The sequence below is a fragment of the Streptococcus mitis genome, assembly GCF_022137125.1.
Taxonomy (GTDB): domain Bacteria; phylum Bacillota; class Bacilli; order Lactobacillales; family Streptococcaceae; genus Streptococcus; species Streptococcus mitis_CE.
Genome location: NZ_JAKNEQ010000008.1, coordinates 77,988 through 95,733, shown reverse-complemented (window position 1 = coordinate 95,733; position 17,746 = coordinate 77,988). Strand labels below are relative to the sequence as shown.

The window sequence follows — 17,746 nt, the reverse complement described above, 5'->3', positions numbered from 1 at the left end:
CTTTTTCTTTTTGCTCTGGAGTCAAGTTTGGATTTTCATCAATCTTCTTCACTTTATCTTCTAGAGCTTTATCAATCGATTCTTTCGCTTTTGCTTTATCTTCTGGAGAAGGTGTAGTTGGCTGATCCTTATCATTTTCTGACGGAGTTGATGGTTTGTCTGGAGTTGGAGTATCTTTCTCAACTTCTTTCTTACCATTCTCTTTAGCTTTTTCTACTTCTTCTTTAGAAGGTGCTTTGTCGATGGCTTTCTTAGCTTCTTCAGCATCTTTCTTAGCTTCTTCTTTAGCTTTTTCTTTTTGCTCTGGAGTCAAGTTTGGATTTTCATCAATCTTCTTCACTTTTTCTTCTAGAGCTTTATCAATCGCTTCTTTCGCTTTTGGTTTGTCTTCTGGAGTAACAGGAGTTTTCTCTACTTCTTCTTTACCTTTTGTAGTAGATTTTTCTACATCTTCAGGAGTTTTCGCTTCTTCCAATGCCTTCTTAGCTTGTTCAGCTGTTTTCTTAGCTTCTTCAATCGCTTTTTCTTTCTCTTCGTTTGTTAACTCAGGATTTTCTTTGATCTTACTTTCTTTTTCAGACAAAGCTTTATCGATTGCTTTAGAAGCTTCTTCTTTGGCATCTTTATAAACGTAAGTTACTTCTGTAGTTCCTTCGGTTACTTTACCAGATTCTTCACCCTTAGTTGAAGTTGGTACAAGTACGTAGACTTTACCATCTTTAGTAGTGATAGTTGCTGGTTTGTTGTCACTTGTGTCATAAGCTGAGCTTACTGATCCGTCAGTCGTATCTTTAACGTCTTCAGCGATTGTGTTACCCGCTTCATCAGTGTAGTGAACGACTACGTTTCCTTTAACCTCTTTGTAAACATAAGTCACTTCTGTCGTCTTACCTGCTTCAACATCACCAGTTTCGTTACCTTTAGTTGATGCTGGGACTAATTCGTATACTTTACCTTCTGGAGTTGTGATACGAGTTGGTTTCATGTCCTTATCAGAAGTATCGTATTTAGCTCCTGGTTGACCGTCTTTAGTATCAACAGCATCTGCTTGAAGAGTGTTTCCAGCTTCGTCTACGTAATGAACAAGAACGTTTCCTGCTTTTTCGTATACATAAGTGATTTCTGTAGTTCCTTCTACAACCGCACCGTTTTCTGGCTTAGAACCGTCTTTCAATTCTTTAGCTGTTAAGTAGTAAACAGTACCATCTTTTTCAAGTTTAGCTGGTTTGTTATCAGTTGTGTCATATTTATCACTTAGTGATCCATTTTCTACATCTTTCGTATCTTCAGCTAATGTGTTTCCTTCTGTATCAACATAGTGAACGACTACATTACCAGTGATTTCTTTGTAGACGTAAGTTACTTCTGTAGTTTCTCCAGCTTTAACTTTACCTGTTTCATCACCTTTAGTTGATTGAGGGATTAATTCGTATACTTTTCCTTCTGGAGTAGTGATACGGTTTGGTTTCATGTCGTTATCAGCAGTGTTGTAGTCAGCGTTTGGTTTGCCGTCTTTGGTATCAACAGCATCCACTTGAATAGTGTTACCTTTTTCATCAGTGTAGTGAACAACTACTTGTCCTGCTTTTTCGTAAACGTAAGTTACTTCAGTCTTACCTTCTACTACGTCTCCGTTTTCTGGTTTAGAATCGTCTTTGACAGCTTTTTCTGTTAAGTAGTAAACAGTTCCGTCTTTTTCGATTTTCTCTGGTTTGTTGTCAGTTGTATCGTATTTAGCGTTTAGAGAAGCACCTTTTGTATCTTCTTTATCATCAGCGATTACGTTGCCTTCTGTATCAACGTAGTGAACGACTACATCACCAGTTACTTCTTTATAAACGTATGTTACTTCTTTAGTTTCTCCAGCAACAACTTTACCAGTTTCGTCACCTTTAGTTGCTGTTGGAACTAGCTCGTATACTTTTCCTTCTGCAGTTGTGATACGAGTTGGTTTCATTCCGTTGTCTGCAGTTGTGTAATCAGATCCTGGTTTTCCATCTACAGTGTCTTTAGCACCTGAAGCAACGTTTGCACCATCCGCGTCAACACCTACTAATGGAGTTCCATCTTCTGTTTGGTAATTAACGACTACTTGTCCAGCTTTTTCATAAACATAAGTTACTGTAGTTGTACCTTCAACAACATCTCCAGTAGCTGGTTTAGAATCATCTTTCAATTCTTTAGCTGTTAAGTAATATTTAACACCATCTTTAGTGATTTCAGCTTTTTTGTGGTCTGCTGTATCGTATTTAACATTTAGAGAAGCATCTGTTTCATCTTTTTCGTCTTCAGCAAGTGTGTTACCTTCAGTATCTTCATACTTAACAACTACGTTACCTTTAACTTCTTTATAAACGTATGTTACTTCTTTAGTTACACCTGATTCTACTTCACCTTCTGGTTCACCTTCAGTTGATTCTGGAACCAGTTGGTAAACTTTTCCTTCCGCAGTTTTAATACGTTCTGGTTTCATTCCGTTATCTGCAGTGTTGTAAGCTGTACCTGGTTTACCGTTATCAACATCTTTCGTACCTGAAGCTACAGTTTTGCTTTCATCTCCAACTACTGTTCCTGTAAGTGGAGTTCCATCTTCTGTTTTGTAGTTGACGATGACTGATCCAGCTTTTTCATAGATGTAAGTTACTTTTGTAACACCTTCTACTACTGTACCTTCTTCAGCTGGAGCGTCTTTTTCTACATCATTTACAGCTGTTTTAGTAGCATCTGCTTTAAGGTAGTAAACATTTCCTTGTGCATCTGTCAGTTTTTCTGGTTTTTCATCTGCACTTTTTTTAGTGTTGTAGGCTACGTTTTTAGGCGTTCTAACAGTTTTATCTTCTACTACTACTTCTTGTCCATCAGCATCAACATAGTATTTCTCAGTCACTACTTCAGCTACTGTTTCAGGAGTATCAGTGTAAGGAGCTTTTAATTCTGTTCCGTCTTCTGTTTGGTAGTTAACTACTACAGAACCTTTTTTCTCGATTTCACGAGTTTTTTCTTCTGCATATGTGTAAGTGATTGTTGTAGTACCACTTGCTAAACGGTATGCACGAAGTGGAGTAATTTCATCACGGTAAGAATATTCTTCAATCTCTGGAGTAAAAGTGCCAAGATTAAGATTAATATCATGACCAAATTTACTTGTACTATTTTCATAAACTTCATCAAAATTAGCTGTTACATCCGTTGTAGGTCTACCTTTATCATCAACTTGGTCTCCAGTATCAGCCTTGATCGCCTTTTTCTCCCCACCTTTTGCAGCTATTCCGACAGAGATATATCGTTTGAAATTAAGGGTGTTATCTTCCAACCCTTTTTCTTGAAGATAAGCAAGATAGTTTTTTACAAAAGTTCTGTTTGCTTCTCCTGTTGCAGTATCTGGAGCTGCTTTAAATTTTTGAACCATTGCATATGTTCTATCTATACTAGCACCACCACCTTCTTCATCATCTGCAATATTATCCTTAGGTGATAATGGTACCACCCCTGTAATTTCAGGACTTGCATTTTTCACAGTTACATACGTGTTTTTCTCAAGAACGAAAACATAGTCTCCTTCTTTGATTCCACCGTCAGCAGTTACATTAGCTGAAGTGAAGTCTTTTGCTGCAGCTTCTCCAGCTGTGAAAGCTTCTTTCAGTTTATCATCAGAAGTGATTGCACCTGAATCGGCTTGTACATATTTACCATATGTTCCTTTTCCAGTTTGTTCAACGATCCAAGCTTTTCCACCAGCTTTTACTGTACCATAAGTGATTTTCCCTTCCGCATTACTTAATCCTTCTGGAGTCAGTTTAGCAGTTACATCACCTAGAGTGGTATCAGAGTAAACTCCAGCACCATCTCCAGTTGTTTCAACCTTAGGCTCTCCGATTAGGTGGTAAGTTTTTCCATCTTTTTCGATAGTTTCTTTCTTACCAGTTTCTTTAGCGTTATCTAGGTCGCTATCTTCTGCTTCGCCACCTGTAGTTCCTTTGAAAACTTCTCCTGATTTACCGTATACATCGTATGGTGTTTCGATTGTTTTATCAGCACCAGAGTTTTGGTTTTTGTTTTCTTCTAATACAGTGTTTCCCTCAGCAGTTACATATTTGTAGTCTACTTTTCCTGTTTTAGTGATTGTATTTGTTCCATTATCAGTTGGATCAGTTGAAGCAGTTGTTCCTTCAGCCTCATTTGTGATGTTCGCTGTATCTACAGTAATCTTACCCTTATCATTCGAAATCGTTGATGTGTTATCTCCATTATCTTTTACAGCCGCTTCTACAGTCTGGGTTTGTCCTGCCATTGCAAGGGCTGCACCAACAATCAGAGCAACTGTACCGATTTTGACTGAGTCTGAACGACCGTCTTTAAACTTACGAATGGAAAATTTTTCTTTTTTATTTATAAACATCCTTAGTATCCTTTACTGTTATTTTTACGGACTCTATGAGTTATCATATTATATATAAACAACTGCCACTCATAAAAACCCATCGTTCTTATTTTAACAATTTTCATCTTCCAAAACAAGAATATTGCTCAATTTTTTTGATGACTCAAACCACTTATTTATAGTATATTGAAATATAAAAAATCCATACAGACGTATGGAATCACATGTTTAAAAATATACATTTATGCTACCAGCCAAGTGAAACCCTTTCAAACTGACAACCTAATCGTCGCAATTCTTTTTGACGGTCCTCGTAGTAGGGGAGGGAAATGCCTGTGATAATTACATTCGGCAGGTCTTGTAAGTGGAGGCTGACTGATGAGGTGAAGTGATAGACATGAACGAACTCGTATTCTTGAAAGAGCTGGGCTAGGACATCTTCAAAGATTAGCTCCGTCTCCAAGTAAGTCACATCTGGTATAGTGAAAGTCTCCTTGGGATGGGGTAGATAGAGGTCAATGGCCAAGGCCTTGGCATAGGTACTGATAAAACGGATGGAAATCTGGTCGTCCTCTTCCGAGAACTTTTGGCCCAGCAGGACCTTGACTGTCTTGCCATTTGAAACGGGTGCTTGGGGCAGGTCAAAAAAATGCTCCAAATAGACTAGCTTTTCTCTCGCTACGACATGGTAGTCACTGCGATAGAGGGTATAGTGCTTTTCCGTCCGCTCAATCAAGTCATCTCTGCTCAAGCCCAAGGAGCCAACCTGACTGGGATGGAGAGGCCGGGCATACATGCCCAAGGGGTAAATATCCGCATAACCATCATCGAAACTCATAAGGTGCTGGTAGGTCGAACTAGCAATCAAGTCCAGAATCAAGCTATTGTCAAAACTGGCATAAAAGATAGTGTCATAATTTCCAGCCAGCTCCTGACAAATCTGAGCCAAGTCCTCTGCCGTCTGTGGATAGTGAACATGGTCAAATTCCTGAGCATAATATTCATGACGGGCATTTTTGACAGGACTAACATAGAGGCTGACAAAGTTCTGATCAGGATAGAGTCCCTTAATATGCTGAGCTATTTTAGCCTGCAAGGGCGTTGTGGCAATGATGAGGTGTTTCATCTATTTGATTCTCCTAGGTGGTGATGGTGCAGCAAGGTCTCAACGACTTCAAAATCCAAGGCATCGTCGATATCATAAGAATAGAGTTTGGGCATTTCATAGGCTACTGTCTTGTCTGTGTAAAAGGTCTCATCTCGTAGGTAACGGTCCTTGCGAGAAATCCAGATACTACCGTTGGGATAGTAATAGACAGGCTCTTTTTGCCGAGCATAGTGCTTGGATACCTGAGGCGGACGGATAAAAGCTGACTCCTCCATCTGTAAGAAAAGACTACGACTCTTATCTGCCTTGACACAGGAAATCAGATGGTCGGCGCCAGACTGACAGTAGAGCTGATAGGACTCTATGAGGTGCTCTACTTCTCTCAGAGGTGAGGTCACCTGCAAATTCACGAAGACCTGCTCTTCCTCAAAGGGCTGTAAAAAGTCTCGTAGGGTTTCTAAGCTAGAGGTTGTTGCCAAGGCCAGTTCTTTTGGTCTGTGGACACAATGAATCTCTGGATAGGCTTGACGACAAAGTTCCAGATAGGCTAGTGAGTCTGAGGAGACCCAGATTTCACTAAATAGTTTGGAGGCGAGAGCGACTTCTATGGTGTAGAAAACCAAAGGTTTGCCTGCAAGAGGTTTGATATTTTTATCCACTAAGCCGCGTGAACCTGAACGGATTAAAATGACGGCTATGGGTTTAGATGTTGCTTTCATATAGTCTTCCTAGAAATGAGATAAACAGTGCAGATAGGGTGGTGATAATGCTATTTAACCAAGGATTTGGGTTGGCAAAGAGGCCACTGTAATGATAGAGGACCAAGGCCCCTAGACTAAAGACCAGATAGATTTTGGCTAGTTGTAAACTCGGTCTTTTTAGGAGTAAGATCAAAAGGTACAAACCACCAATCACACCTAGTGTCAGACCCATAAAGCCGTTAATCCATTCGTAGATAGAGTAAATTTCTGCATTCATGAGTAAGAGACAGAGAAGCCAAGACAGGCCTGCTATGACAAAGGACAGGAGGCTTGGCGACCAGCGAATATTTGACCAGGCGAAATCCAACTTCAAGCAGGTCACGATTGCATTCATACTGGATGAAACCGTGGATTGGCCCGCTGCTAAGAGAGCTAGCATGATGAAACTGCCAAACCAAGGTGCCAGGCCTTCCCGAGCATAAGCAATGAGAACGGGATTGGTAGATGTGGTGGCGAAATTTTCCTGACGAATCAAGCCTCCAATCAGATACAGTAAACTGGCAATTCCAAAGGACAAGAGCCCCTGTAGCCATAAAATTTTTCCTATCTTCCGACTCCCCATTTTGCTGTTAAAACGTTGGACGATGTCTTGCGAAGAAACATAGGAAAACAGGCTACTAAAGCCAGCTCCTGCAACCAAGATCAAGACCGTCTGCCCATCCAAGGTCTCTGCAAAGTGAGATAGCTGCTGACTGCTATTGACGACTAGACCAGATTGGGCAATTCTTGGTAGAAAGAGGGCCAATATAGCCAGCAGGACCAAGCCCTGAAAGAAATCTGTCCACAGGACAACCAAGAGACCTCCTCTTGCCAAATAATAAACCGTCAAGAGAAGGAGTAAAGCTGACAAGACCAGCTGATTGATAGGGATAAAGGGCTCTAGGGCCTGTGACAACAAGTAGGTCACAACCGCTATTCGCCCCAACTGGTAGAGGATAAAAAGACCTGAAGCCAGTGAACGAATGCCAGACGATTGAAACTTATCTTCTAAAAGATGATAGGCCGTCTCGTAGTTCCCCTTTTGATAGAGAGGCAAAAAGTAGCGGTGGGCGAGGGGAATGGCTAGAAAGATTCCACACTGGGCAAACCATAGATAGGACCTGCCTGTATAGGCATTCCCCACCAGGGTCAGGAAGGAAATGGGACTGAGCAAGGTCGCAAAGACCGAGAAGGCCAAAACGGTCACAGGAACAGCTTTCTTAACCTGATAATAGTCCTCTTCGCTCCCTTTTTTCCGATAGGCAATCCAGGAAATCAAGCAGAAATAAAGCGATAGGGTGACTAGAATTCCCAACATCCTAGAAGTTCCTATCCAATAGTTCTCGGTAGCTTTGGGCTACTGTCCCTAGTGAATAGTGGGCGGCTAGGGCAATATTTTCTGCATTTGATTGGCGATAGTCCGCTTGCTCCATCTCTTCTATCATTTGAATCAATTGTGCCTTATTCCGGAAAAGGCGGATGGCATCTGACTGACCGGCATAGAAGCGATGGGCAATCTCCACATCTGATAATAAGGCTAACAAACCTTGACTCAAGGCTTCAACACAGGCGTTGGCAAATAATTCTGTAAAACTAGCCGACAGGTAGCACTGGTGGAGGTGGTACGGAACCTCATCTACAATGCCTTTGAAGTGAATAGTTGGTGGCAGGTCGTAGCGATTGCGCAGTTCTTCTAGGCGTTCCTCTGTTCCACCATAAAAGGTAATTTGGGCCTTGGAGCCACGTTTGTAGAGTTCGATAAAGGATTCAATGACAAATTCAACGTTCTTGCCTTCTCCCATATGACCCACTAAGCAATAGTTCAAAACAGGTCCGATTTTTCTTAGCTGACCTAATTTTTCTGTAAACATAGGTGGCAGGAATCTTGTCTGGTAGCCTTCTTGCGCCAAGCTTTCTGTCAACTTTTCACTGGCAACTAGATATCTGTTTGCCTTGCGTAGATTGGCGAGGCGCAAGTCTCGCATGATATTTTCATGGACGACTTCATAGTAATTTTTGTCCGTGTTTTCCATGTAACGCCAGAGGCTGGGCTTGGGTACGATTTGTTGGTCACGAATAAAGAGGTCAGTTTGCTGAGCCCATCTAGCTAGGAACTTGACCAGCAAGTCCTCTTCAGAACAAATTTCTCCCTCAATGCGGTAGATATACTCTGGATAAAAGATGGTGACAGGAGAGGGTTCTTTAAAGGGATCGATAAAGCGTCCTTCCAGAGCCAGTTCTCCATTTTCATGATACCAACGAAGTTCCTTTTCCTTGAAATCTTCAAACAAGAAAGGTCCCTTGGTATAGTAATATCTTCCAGAGCCATCTCCAAGGGTAACAGAGGCGACAAAACCGTCCTCATTGAGCTCGACCTGATCTCCGTCTGCTAGTGTTAGGCTTTCTGGTCTCACTGTCAAGTCAGCATGCCCCATATCTGAAAAGCTATGAGGAACGCAGAGCAGTTCTTTTTCTAAAAATCCTAACTTGATCAAGTCTTTCTTCCAGTCAGGACGAAGCTGAGGGCTTGACACTATGTGGACATACTCCAGACCCAGATGTCGGGCTATGCGAGCGCGATAGGCCTGAGTGCTCTCAAAACCGTAGCGATGGGTTTCCTTGGCTGGATGGATAGTGATAATTCTCGACATGCTATACACTCTTTCTCTATTATTTTCTACTTACAAACGAAAAACCACCCTCACAAAAAGGCGAGGGTAGTTAATCCGTTACAATGCTTGGGGATTTCCTAGCAAGTTCCCCCTCAAAAGGACTTTATGCTATTCTATCACAAAGACCGACCATCTGCAAGATAGACTGACTTAGTAGGATAGCTTGAGGGAGCTTTCTTATGATTTATAAATCGATTCTCTGAAATCATCTGTGCTACGTAGGTAGGCATTGTAGATTTTTTGTATATAACTTTCAAGAAAATGGAGAAGGCAAACTAGCCTTCCCCATTTTAAGGTTACATCATTTTATAACTTTGTTGTAAAAAGCTGTTGAAACAGACTTTTTGTTCACTAGTTGTCTAGTTTACCCATTCACCATTGCCATTTACTTTATAACCGTCAGGTGTTGTTGTGCTGACTGCCAAGGCTCCTGAACCATTTGCATAGTACCAATGTTCTCCTACTTTAAACCAGCCTGTCTTCATGATACCGGCTTCATCAAGGTAATACCACGTACCATTTTCCTTGTACCAACCTGTTTTCATAGCTCCTGAGCCATCGAAGTAGAACCATCTGCTACCATCTGTACCCCAGCCTGTAAACATAGCACCTGAGCTACTCAAGTAATACCAGCTACCATCCACTTTTACAAATCCTGTCTGCATGACACCTAAATCATCCAAATAATACCATTTATCATCTGATTTTACCCATCCAGTCTTCAAATCACCAGATTCGTAAAAATACCATTTACCATCTGATTTCACCCAACCAGATTGATCTGAGCTAGTATTTCTAAATTCTTTAAGTGGTTTCTCTAAAACTGTAGCTTTACTTTTAACTGTGGACAAATTTGACCCAGCTACTTCTACATACTGGATAGCAGGTCCATAACTACCTACTAATTCCTCTGAAGAAGCATCATTTCCTAGAGTCTGGGCAATCGTGATTACTTTATTAACATTACTTGGGTTTTTAAAGGCAGCAAACCCCATATGTGTAATTTTCGGATTAATTAATGCCTCATAATGACCAGATTTCCCTTTGTCTGAACCACTATTCTTTTTCTTGATATAATCTGTTTTTTCAGCGCGCCATTGCTCAATAGCTCTTAAGAAACCATCATAATTCCATGCTAAGTTCTCACCCATTATACTATTTCCAGATGGGAAGGCACTCCAGATTTCTTTACCAGAAAGACGAGTATGATCCATAGTTACAGAAGCTTCTGCAGCTCTGGCAAAAGCTGCCTTTTCTAGGTCAGTCGACCATTTGATAGGGACATACTTATCTACCAAACCTTCGTCAGCTGCCTCTTTACGGATAGCATTGATGGCATCTAAGATAGCTTGTTGGTCTGGAGTCAAAAATTCTCCCTTTAATCCAACCAAAACATTGCCACTAGCAGGGTTAAGCACTTCTGAACTCAAGACATTTTCATTTCTACCATCTGCAGATTGTGTTGCTACTAGTCTGTCATTGGCAAAAACATCATTTGTCAAAACTGCTCCAGCTAAAGTCAAAGCCAAGGCGCTAGCAAATACAATTTTCTTCATTTTTTTCTCCTTTTATCCTTTGGATAGGACAGGTATTTTCAATATTAAATTATATCATATTTTCCTATTCTTTGCCCATTTCTACTAATGTTATAAGGTAAATACTATTCCCCAAAAAGTAGAAATTCCTATCCTTTTATTTCACAACAAGCTCATAACGTGTCTTACTAGTGAAGGTTTGACCAGCTTTGAGAATGACTTGGTCTTTAAGGTCACTGTGAATGGCATCTGGTAAAACTTGCGCTTCAAGGGCAATCCCATTGTGCTGTACCATTGGTTTGCCAGCCACAAGTACACTCTCATCCACAAAGTTTGCTGTGTAGACCACAAAACAAGGAGCCTCTGTCTTGAAAAGCAGGAAGCGACCCGAATTTTGGTCATAAAGGAAACCAGCATTGTCATGGCCTGCAGGAAGGGCAAATGGGTGATCCAAACCAGATACCAGCTGGATTTGCTCATCTTCTTCTGCAAAGATATCTTTCAACAAAGCACCATTGTAGAGGTGTTTAACCACATCACGAGTAGCATCTGGAGTTTTGGCCGGAACACCGTCAGGAGCGATTGGGTAAATGCCCTCTGTGTTTAGTTGGAAGACATGACGGTCAATGGTCTGCGTGAAATCACCAGACAAGTTGAAATAGCTGTGGTTGGTTGGATTGACCAGCGTATCCTGATCTGTTGTTACCTTGTAGCTGATTTCATAGGCACCAGTTTCTTCCAAGTGGTAACTAATCCAGATCTTGAGATTTCCTGGAAATCCTCCTATCCCATCTGTACGCTCTGTGTAGAGGGTCAAGCCATGGTCGCTCACTTCAACTAGTTCAAACAAGCTGGAATCCCAACCAGTTGAACCACTGTGGTTGCAGTTGCTAGCATTGTTGACTTCAAGGTCATAGGTCTTGCCATTAAGCTCAAAGGTCGCGCCAGCAATACGACCTGCCACAGGACCTACACTAGCTCCATGCTTGGGACTATTGCCTACATAGCTATCAAAGTCATCAAATCCCAAGATTACATTGGCAAAATTTCCAGCCTTGTCAGGCGTGACATAGCGCAAGATGGTCGCACCATAAGTCATAACCTCAAGCTGGTAGCCACCGTCTGTCTCAAAACGATAGGCCAAGACATCCTTGCCCTCAACATTTCCAAATACACGCTCTGTGTATGCTTTCATTCTGTTCTCCTTTTACTATTTCTCTCAAGCAAACAAACCATAGAAAGCCTACTGACAATCTATGGTTTATCTGATAGTTTACAAATTCTCTTGTCAAGAATTCATAAACACTGTCTTACTTTTGATATTCGTGGATGATAACACCTTGTACCACACGGTTTACTGTACCTGTAGGAGACGGTGTATCTGGTTTGTTTTCTACCTTGAGTGAAGTCAATAGGGCAAAGAGTTGGGCATAAACGATGTAAGGGAAGACACGGTAAATATCATTCAAGACACCGCCACAACCAAGGGCCACTTCTTTGACATTTGCAAGACCAAAGGCTTGATCACTCAAAAGCACAACACGGCGAGCAATCTGGTCACCAGCAACTTCACGAACCAAATCCAAGTCGTACTTGCGAGTGTAGTCTGTTGTTGTACCAAAGACCAAGACAACTGTATCTTCGTTGATCAGTGATTTTGGACCGTGACGGAAGCCGACTGGGCTTTCATACATAGTCGCAACTTGACCAGCAGTCAGTTCCAAAATCTTGAGCTGAGCTTCATGAGCAAGTCCAAAGAAAGGACCAGCGCCTAGATAGATGACACGGTTAAAGTCTAGGTCAACAAGTTCTTTGACATCTTCTGCATTGTCTAGAATTTTACGGGCAAGACTAGATACAACTTCAAAACGTTCAGACTTAACAGCAAATTCTGTAGGATCAAAGACTAAGAGAGCTGTCAACATCATAGACGTAAAGCTAGAGGTCATGGCAAAGCCAGCATCATTAGAAGCAGCTGGTTGCAAGAGCAAGAGATTGCGGTCATCTCCATGAGCTTGAAGAGCCAATTTACCATCTGCTGCACAAGTAATCGTCACTTGGTAAAGCTCATCTACCAAGGCCTTGGCCAAATCAACAGTCGCCACACTTTCAGGCGAGTTCCCACTACGAGCAAAGGATACAAGGACAGTTGCCACATCTTTTTTCAAATAAGTTTCTGGATTGGCAACGATATCTGTTGTCGCAATAGCATTGAAATTCCATTTGCGTTCGTCATAGACTTCCTTAAAGTAAGGCACCAAGGTATCTCCCACATAAGCAGAAGTCCCAGCACCTGTCAAAATAACCTTGATATAGTCATGTTTATCCGCAATCTCTTGCAGGAAGGCTGCAATTTCTTCACGTTTTGCTTGATAAGATTCAAAAGCTTCTCTCCATACATCTGGTTGTTGGTAGATTTCACGTGTAGTGATTTCTGCACCCAATTCGAGCAAATCTTCTTTTGTATAATGTAGCATTGAGTTCCTCTTTTTCTATTAAATATGGGAATGGGAGTAAGCCCCATTCCCATGTATATTCTATATAAAATGCTCTAACGATTTTCACGTTGTCACATCGTATACTCAATGAAAATCAAAGAGCAAACTAGGAAACTAGCCGCAGGCTGCTCAAAGCACTGCTTTGAGGTTGTAGATAGAACTGACGAAGTCAGCTCAAAACACTGTTTTGAGGTTTCAGATAGAACTGACGAAGTCAGTAACATATACCTACGGCAAGGCGACGTTGACGTAGTTTGAATTTGATTTTCGAAGAGTATTATTCATCTTCGTCATCATCGAAGCCAGCTAACAGGTCATTAACTTTCACAATGCTTTCTGCAGCACGGTTCTTATAGTCCGCATCTGCACCTGTAAGGCTCGCATTGATAAATTCAATCACCATTGGAAGATTCATCCCTGCGTAAAGTTCGATGTCACGACCTTCCATAATCAAACGGCTTACCACGTTACATGGTGTTCCACCGAGAAGATCCGCAAAGACTAGGAAATCATCCAAACCTTCAATAGCTGCTTCAAATTTTGCAGTAAATTCTTCTGGGCCATCTTCTGGAAGAAGAGCCACTGCATGAATATTGTCTTGTGGACCCATGATCATTTCAGTGCTACCTTTAAGTTCTTCACAGAAGCGACCATGACTCACCAAAATTAATGATTTAGCCATAAATTATGCGCCCATTCCAAGTACAAATTTACCAAAGGCAGAAAGACCTACTGCAAGAGCGATAATGATACCGATAGCTTTAGTAGAGGTCATACCTTTCTTACCAAGCAACCAGAAGATAAAGGCAGTAAAGATTGCTGGAAGCAAACGTGGGAAGATTTGGTTCAAGATGTCTTGGAAATCAATCATCTTTTCACCGATTGGCAACTTGTAAGAAATTTCAAAGTTGATCATTGTTGCTACAAGAGCACCCATCATGAAGACACCAAGTACAGATGCAGCGTCAATCAAAGCTGTCAAGGTACTTTGCATATTGTTGATAAGGTTAACCCCTTCTTTGTAGGCAAATTCCAACTGTTTCCAACGGAAGATATCATACGCTACTGCAACTGCAATCCAAAGGAAGATACCCCAAGGTTGACCACCGATAGCCATAGTTGCTGCGATAGATCCCATGATCGCAGGTACAAGTGAACCAAAGATTGTATCTCCAAGAGGAGCGAATGGTCCCATCAAACCTGTCTTGATACCATTAACGGCGTCTTTTGAACCCACACCATCTTTTTCTTCCATGGCAAGGTCAAAACCAGCGATAATGGTGTGGAAGAATGGTGAAGTATTGAAGAATTGAGTATGAACTTTCATCATTTCTTTCAATTCAGGAGTTCCATCCCCATACATTTTACGCAATTGAGGCAAGATCATGTAAAGGTAACCAGAAGCTTGCATACGTTCGTAGTTCCAACCCAATTGGAAAGTAAACAAGCTACGTTTGTTGATTTGATTAAAATCTTCTTTTGTAAGTTTGTAATTAGAATTCGTCATCTTCGATTTCCCCACTTTCTGATGGTGTAGAAGGTTCTGCTACAGCTACTTTTTGGCTATTTTTGAAGTGAAGCACTGCAAGGAAGATACCTACGATAGAGATACCAATCATAGACAAACCTTTGAAGTTGTTCACGAAACCAATTTTTTCAGCAACATCTTTCGGTAGAGTACCTACGATACCAGCAACAGCGCCACCAAGACCTGTTACATATGAGTAAAGAACAGTCAACATAGCTGTCAAACCAAATCCCATTGCAAGGTAGTGAAGGTTACGTTTAACTGGAAGGTAACGAAGCAAGATTGCAAATCCAAGACCTGGAAGCATACGTCCTGCAAGTGTCAAACCATCTGCAACCCACTGGTATTTTGTAACGAAGTCTACTACGTGTTGTACAAATTCACCACCAAATGCAAGCGCGAAGAAGACTGGAAGGGCACGAGATAAAGCCCAAGGAATCGCACCAAGTAGGTAGTTACGTTCAATACCTTTGTAATCAAAGCGTTCGATTGCCGCATCCACACGGTGAGCAAAGAAGGTAGTAGTCATACGACCAAGAACGTCGAAGTAAGTCAAGAGAGCTGCTACTGGCACAGCGATTGTTGTGATCGCAAGTGCTGTATCAATTCCTTGTGAAACAGAGAAGGCTGTCGCAAGAACCGCACCAGAAGTTGCGTCGATACGAGAAGCACCACCGAAGGTACCAACCCCAAGAACGAACAGTTGCAAGTTACCACCGATAAGCAGACCAGTAGTCACATCTCCCATAATCAAACCAGTAATGAAACCAGCAAATACAGGGGAACCTGCAGATGAAACGATCGTCAACTCATCACAGATTTGATAAGCTGAGTACAAAGTGAGAAGTAAAATTTGCCACCATTGTATCATAACAATGACCTCCTAAAAATTTTTTCCTATTTTAATAAGCTCAAAAAGTCTGAAATTGGATCATTTGGAACCATTTGAGCAGTAAGTTTAACACCTTTTTCTGCCAATTTGTGGAAATCTTCCACATCCTTGTCCACTACGTTGATAGAACGTGTAATGGCACGAGTTTCTGGTGTTTGAGACATATTCCCAACATTGAGAGTTTCAAGTGGTACACCTGCTTCGACCAAACCAAGGAAGCGGTCTGGTTTACGAGCCACGATAAAGAGACGTTGGCTATCATATTTACCAGCAAGAATATTGGCTGCCGCTTTTTCAATTGGCAAAATACTCAATTTTACACCTGGTGGTGTCGCAAGTTTCAAACCACTCTTTTCAACGTCGTTGTTGACAACTTCGTCATCTACAACCATAATACGTGAAACATTTAGTTTTCCAGCCCAAAGATTGGCTACTTGTCCGTGGATCAAACGTCCATCGATACGGCATCCTACAATTGTCATAAGTTTTCCCCCTTTATATGTTTTAGTGTAGGTTTTCGAGTTAAATGAATCTCTTCTTTATATTCACCCTCTGTCTCAAAGATAATAATGCGGTTTGCACCTTCCTTGAGGTAGCTATGAGGGATATAAAGCGAGAGGGTCGGGCCGACGTTCCAAAAACGTCCTAGATTCTGCCCATTGACAAAGGCAACTCCCTTACCAAACTCAGACAAGTCTAGGTAAGTATCTTTTGGCGCTTCGATTGTAAAATCATAAGCATAAAAGGCTGGTTGTCCTTCTGTCCATCCTTTTGAAAAATCAATTTTCTCAGGATTGTCTAGTGGGAGTGGATAGTGTTTCCAGTTTAGTAAGAAGTGCAAATCCTTACAAACCCCTGTCCGAATTCCCTTACGTTGCGTATCCGCTAAGAACTTGTGTCCATAGTTGACACGTCCCATATTTTCTACCAAGATATCTAACCTAGATAGCGCTTTCTTTTTACCTTGATAAAAAATATCTTCCCCAATTTCTGTCTGATATTGGGTTTCGACCCACTGACCATCGACATAAAGCTGAGCTCTATCTCGACCGTCAATGATACGAATTCTTTCTTCTTCTGCATCCCAGTTTGTTTCTGTTCGATAGAGTAGATAGCCATAGCTTTGTCCCAACTCCTCCATCTTTTTAGGATAGAGGCTTTCTACTGGACTTGACAAGCTATCCAAAGTTTCAAACAAGGAAACTTTTTCAACTAGTGGAATAGCATCCAACTCCATACTCTCTTTGTAGAGTGGTTCCAACTGCGGATACTCTGGAAAATGTGTTGCCATCATCTTCTTGACTGCCAGATATTTGGCAGTTGGATTTCCTTCTTCATCCAGAAGGGCATCGTAATCATAAGATGTAACTTGTGGCAAATCCAAGGTTCCTCGAGCCGAGCAACCATTCATGAAGCCAAAGTTTGTACCACCATGGAACATGTAAAGATTGATGGAACCTTGTTCCAAAACCTCTCGAACTGCATCTGCCAATTCTTTGGGATCCCGTGTGATAATCGGTTCTTTCCAACGATTGAACCAGCCGTCCCAGAACTCCATACACATGAGTGGCCATTTCTTACCATGCTCATCAAAGAATTCCTGCATCTGTGAAAAGTTATAAGGTGCCTTAGAACCAAAGTTCCCTGTCACAAAGAGGTCATCTTCGATTAAGGTTCCAGCTTTCAGAGTAGCTCTCCATGGACCATCTGATGTAAAGAGAGGACAGGTTACGCAACGCTCTTCCATCAACTGTCGAATTGCTCTCAGATAAGCCTTATCTTCTCCATAAGAACCATACTCATTTTCAACCTGCATCATGATGATATTGCCACCCTTGTCCAACAAATGTGGCACCAATCGTGACAAGAGCTGGTCATAGTAGCGACCGATAGCTTCAATATAAGCAGGATCTGAGGAACGAAGTCTCATATTCTTTGTTAAGAGCCAGGCTGGTAAGCCACCGAATTCCCACTCCGCACAGATGAAGGGTGACGGACGAACGATAGCGTAGAGACCCAAATCTTGTGCTGTCTGAAGAAATCGCTCCAAATCCAGAGCTCCTTCAAAGTGAAACTCACCCTCACGAGGCTCGTGTAAATTCCAGGCCACATAAGTCTCTACTGTATTAAAACCAAGAGCCTTCAAGTTATAGAGCGAATGATACCAATCTTCTGGAGGAACCCTAAAATAATGAATGGCGCCAGATAAAATCTTAAATGATTTTCCATCGAGATAAAAATCATCCCGTATCTCAAATCGTGTCATATTCTTACCTTCTGACAATAAAGTTTACGCTTTCATTTGTTGATATAGTAAATATATCTCAATATCTTACATTTGTCAATAGGTTTTCACAATTTTTTTCATTTTTCACTAAATTTTACACAAAAA

Annotated in this window: 13 protein-coding genes; all 13 read right to left on the bottom strand. The window is 41.4% G+C overall.

Annotation, left to right across the window (positions count from 1 at the left end):
• Positions 1–4,399 (bottom strand): MucBP domain-containing protein (locus L0P31_RS08130; RefSeq protein WP_238096440.1); only part of this gene is annotated, 4,399 nt, incomplete at its 3' end.
• A 229-nt stretch (positions 4,400–4,628) separates the two neighbouring features.
• On the bottom strand, positions 4,629–5,507 hold the full coding sequence (locus L0P31_RS08125) for a glycosyltransferase family 52 (protein WP_238096438.1): 879 nt from the start codon (positions 5,505–5,507) through the stop codon (positions 4,629–4,631).
• Complete coding sequence (locus L0P31_RS08120) at positions 5,504–6,208, bottom strand: acylneuraminate cytidylyltransferase family protein (RefSeq protein WP_238096436.1); 705 nt, start codon at positions 6,206–6,208, stop codon at positions 5,504–5,506. The genes L0P31_RS08125 and L0P31_RS08120 overlap by 4 nt, the downstream gene beginning before the upstream one ends.
• Positions 6,192–7,547, bottom strand: coding sequence for a sodium:solute symporter family transporter (locus tag L0P31_RS08115; protein ID WP_238096434.1), 1,356 nt, complete (start codon positions 7,545–7,547; stop codon positions 6,192–6,194). The genes L0P31_RS08120 and L0P31_RS08115 overlap by 17 nt, the downstream gene beginning before the upstream one ends.
• 1 nt (position 7,548) lies before the next feature.
• Positions 7,549–8,880, bottom strand: a complete 1,332-nt coding sequence (locus tag L0P31_RS08110) for a glycosyltransferase (RefSeq protein ID WP_238096432.1) — start codon at positions 8,878–8,880, stop codon at positions 7,549–7,551.
• Positions 8,881–9,260: 380 nt separating this feature from the next.
• Positions 9,261–10,457: a CAP domain-containing protein gene (locus L0P31_RS08105; RefSeq protein WP_238096430.1), complete on the bottom strand. Its 1,197-nt coding sequence runs from the start codon at positions 10,455–10,457 to the stop codon at positions 9,261–9,263.
• 136 nt (positions 10,458–10,593) lie between these two features.
• The gene (locus L0P31_RS08100; protein WP_045606548.1) at positions 10,594–11,631 is read right to left on the bottom strand and encodes an aldose epimerase family protein; all 1,038 of its coding nucleotides are present in this window, start codon (positions 11,629–11,631) and stop codon (positions 10,594–10,596) included.
• Between the two features lie 115 nt (positions 11,632–11,746).
• Positions 11,747–12,913 (bottom strand): SIS domain-containing protein, encoded by a 1,167-nt coding sequence (locus tag L0P31_RS08095; protein ID WP_033686122.1) that lies wholly within the window; start codon positions 12,911–12,913, stop codon positions 11,747–11,749.
• Positions 12,914–13,211: 298 nt separating this feature from the next.
• Positions 13,212–13,616, bottom strand: a complete 405-nt coding sequence (locus L0P31_RS08090; RefSeq protein WP_020903318.1) for a PTS sugar transporter subunit IIA — start codon at positions 13,614–13,616, stop codon at positions 13,212–13,214.
• A gap of 3 nt (positions 13,617–13,619) precedes the next feature.
• The gene (locus L0P31_RS08085; RefSeq protein WP_020903317.1) at positions 13,620–14,441 is read right to left on the bottom strand and encodes a PTS system mannose/fructose/sorbose family transporter subunit IID; all 822 of its coding nucleotides are present in this window, start codon (positions 14,439–14,441) and stop codon (positions 13,620–13,622) included.
• A complete protein-coding gene (locus tag L0P31_RS08080; protein ID WP_023944066.1) occupies positions 14,428–15,333 on the bottom strand; it encodes a PTS mannose/fructose/sorbose/N-acetylgalactosamine transporter subunit IIC in 906 nt (301 codons plus the stop codon). Before L0P31_RS08080 ends, L0P31_RS08085 begins: the two co-directional genes overlap by 14 nt.
• A 26-nt stretch (positions 15,334–15,359) precedes the next feature.
• Positions 15,360–15,836, bottom strand: coding sequence for a PTS sugar transporter subunit IIB (locus L0P31_RS08075; RefSeq protein WP_000156970.1), 477 nt, complete (start codon positions 15,834–15,836; stop codon positions 15,360–15,362).
• Complete coding sequence (locus tag L0P31_RS08070) at positions 15,833–17,620, bottom strand: glycoside hydrolase family 35 protein (RefSeq protein WP_238096428.1); 1,788 nt, start codon at positions 17,618–17,620, stop codon at positions 15,833–15,835. The genes L0P31_RS08075 and L0P31_RS08070 overlap by 4 nt, the downstream gene beginning before the upstream one ends.
• Between the last annotated feature and the right edge of the window lie 126 nt (positions 17,621–17,746).

Excerpts from the sequence above, each read along its gene's own strand:
- L0P31_RS08070 (WP_238096428.1), bottom strand. The coding sequence starts at position 17,620 with ATGACACGATTTGAGATACGGGATGATTTTTATCTCGATGGAAAATCA.
- L0P31_RS08110 (WP_238096432.1), bottom strand. The coding sequence starts at position 8,880 with ATGTCGAGAATTATCACTATCCATCCAGCCAAGGAAACCCATCGCTAC.
- L0P31_RS08125 (WP_238096438.1), bottom strand. The coding sequence starts at position 5,507 with ATGAAACACCTCATCATTGCCACAACGCCCTTGCAGGCTAAAATAGCT.
- L0P31_RS08090 (WP_020903318.1), bottom strand. The coding sequence starts at position 13,616 with ATGGCTAAATCATTAATTTTGGTGAGTCATGGTCGCTTCTGTGAAGAA.
- L0P31_RS08120 (WP_238096436.1), bottom strand. The coding sequence starts at position 6,208 with ATGAAAGCAACATCTAAACCCATAGCCGTCATTTTAATCCGTTCAGGT.
- L0P31_RS08080 (WP_023944066.1), bottom strand. The coding sequence starts at position 15,333 with ATGATACAATGGTGGCAAATTTTACTTCTCACTTTGTACTCAGCTTAT.
- L0P31_RS08075 (WP_000156970.1), bottom strand. The coding sequence starts at position 15,836 with ATGACAATTGTAGGATGCCGTATCGATGGACGTTTGATCCACGGACAA.
- L0P31_RS08100 (WP_045606548.1), bottom strand. The coding sequence starts at position 11,631 with ATGAAAGCATACACAGAGCGTGTATTTGGAAATGTTGAGGGCAAGGAT.
- L0P31_RS08095 (WP_033686122.1), bottom strand. The coding sequence starts at position 12,913 with ATGCTACATTATACAAAAGAAGATTTGCTCGAATTGGGTGCAGAAATC.
- L0P31_RS08085 (WP_020903317.1), bottom strand. The coding sequence starts at position 14,441 with ATGACGAATTCTAATTACAAACTTACAAAAGAAGATTTTAATCAAATC.
- L0P31_RS08115 (WP_238096434.1), bottom strand. The coding sequence starts at position 7,547 with ATGTTGGGAATTCTAGTCACCCTATCGCTTTATTTCTGCTTGATTTCC.
- L0P31_RS08105 (WP_238096430.1), bottom strand. The coding sequence starts at position 10,457 with ATGAAGAAAATTGTATTTGCTAGCGCCTTGGCTTTGACTTTAGCTGGA.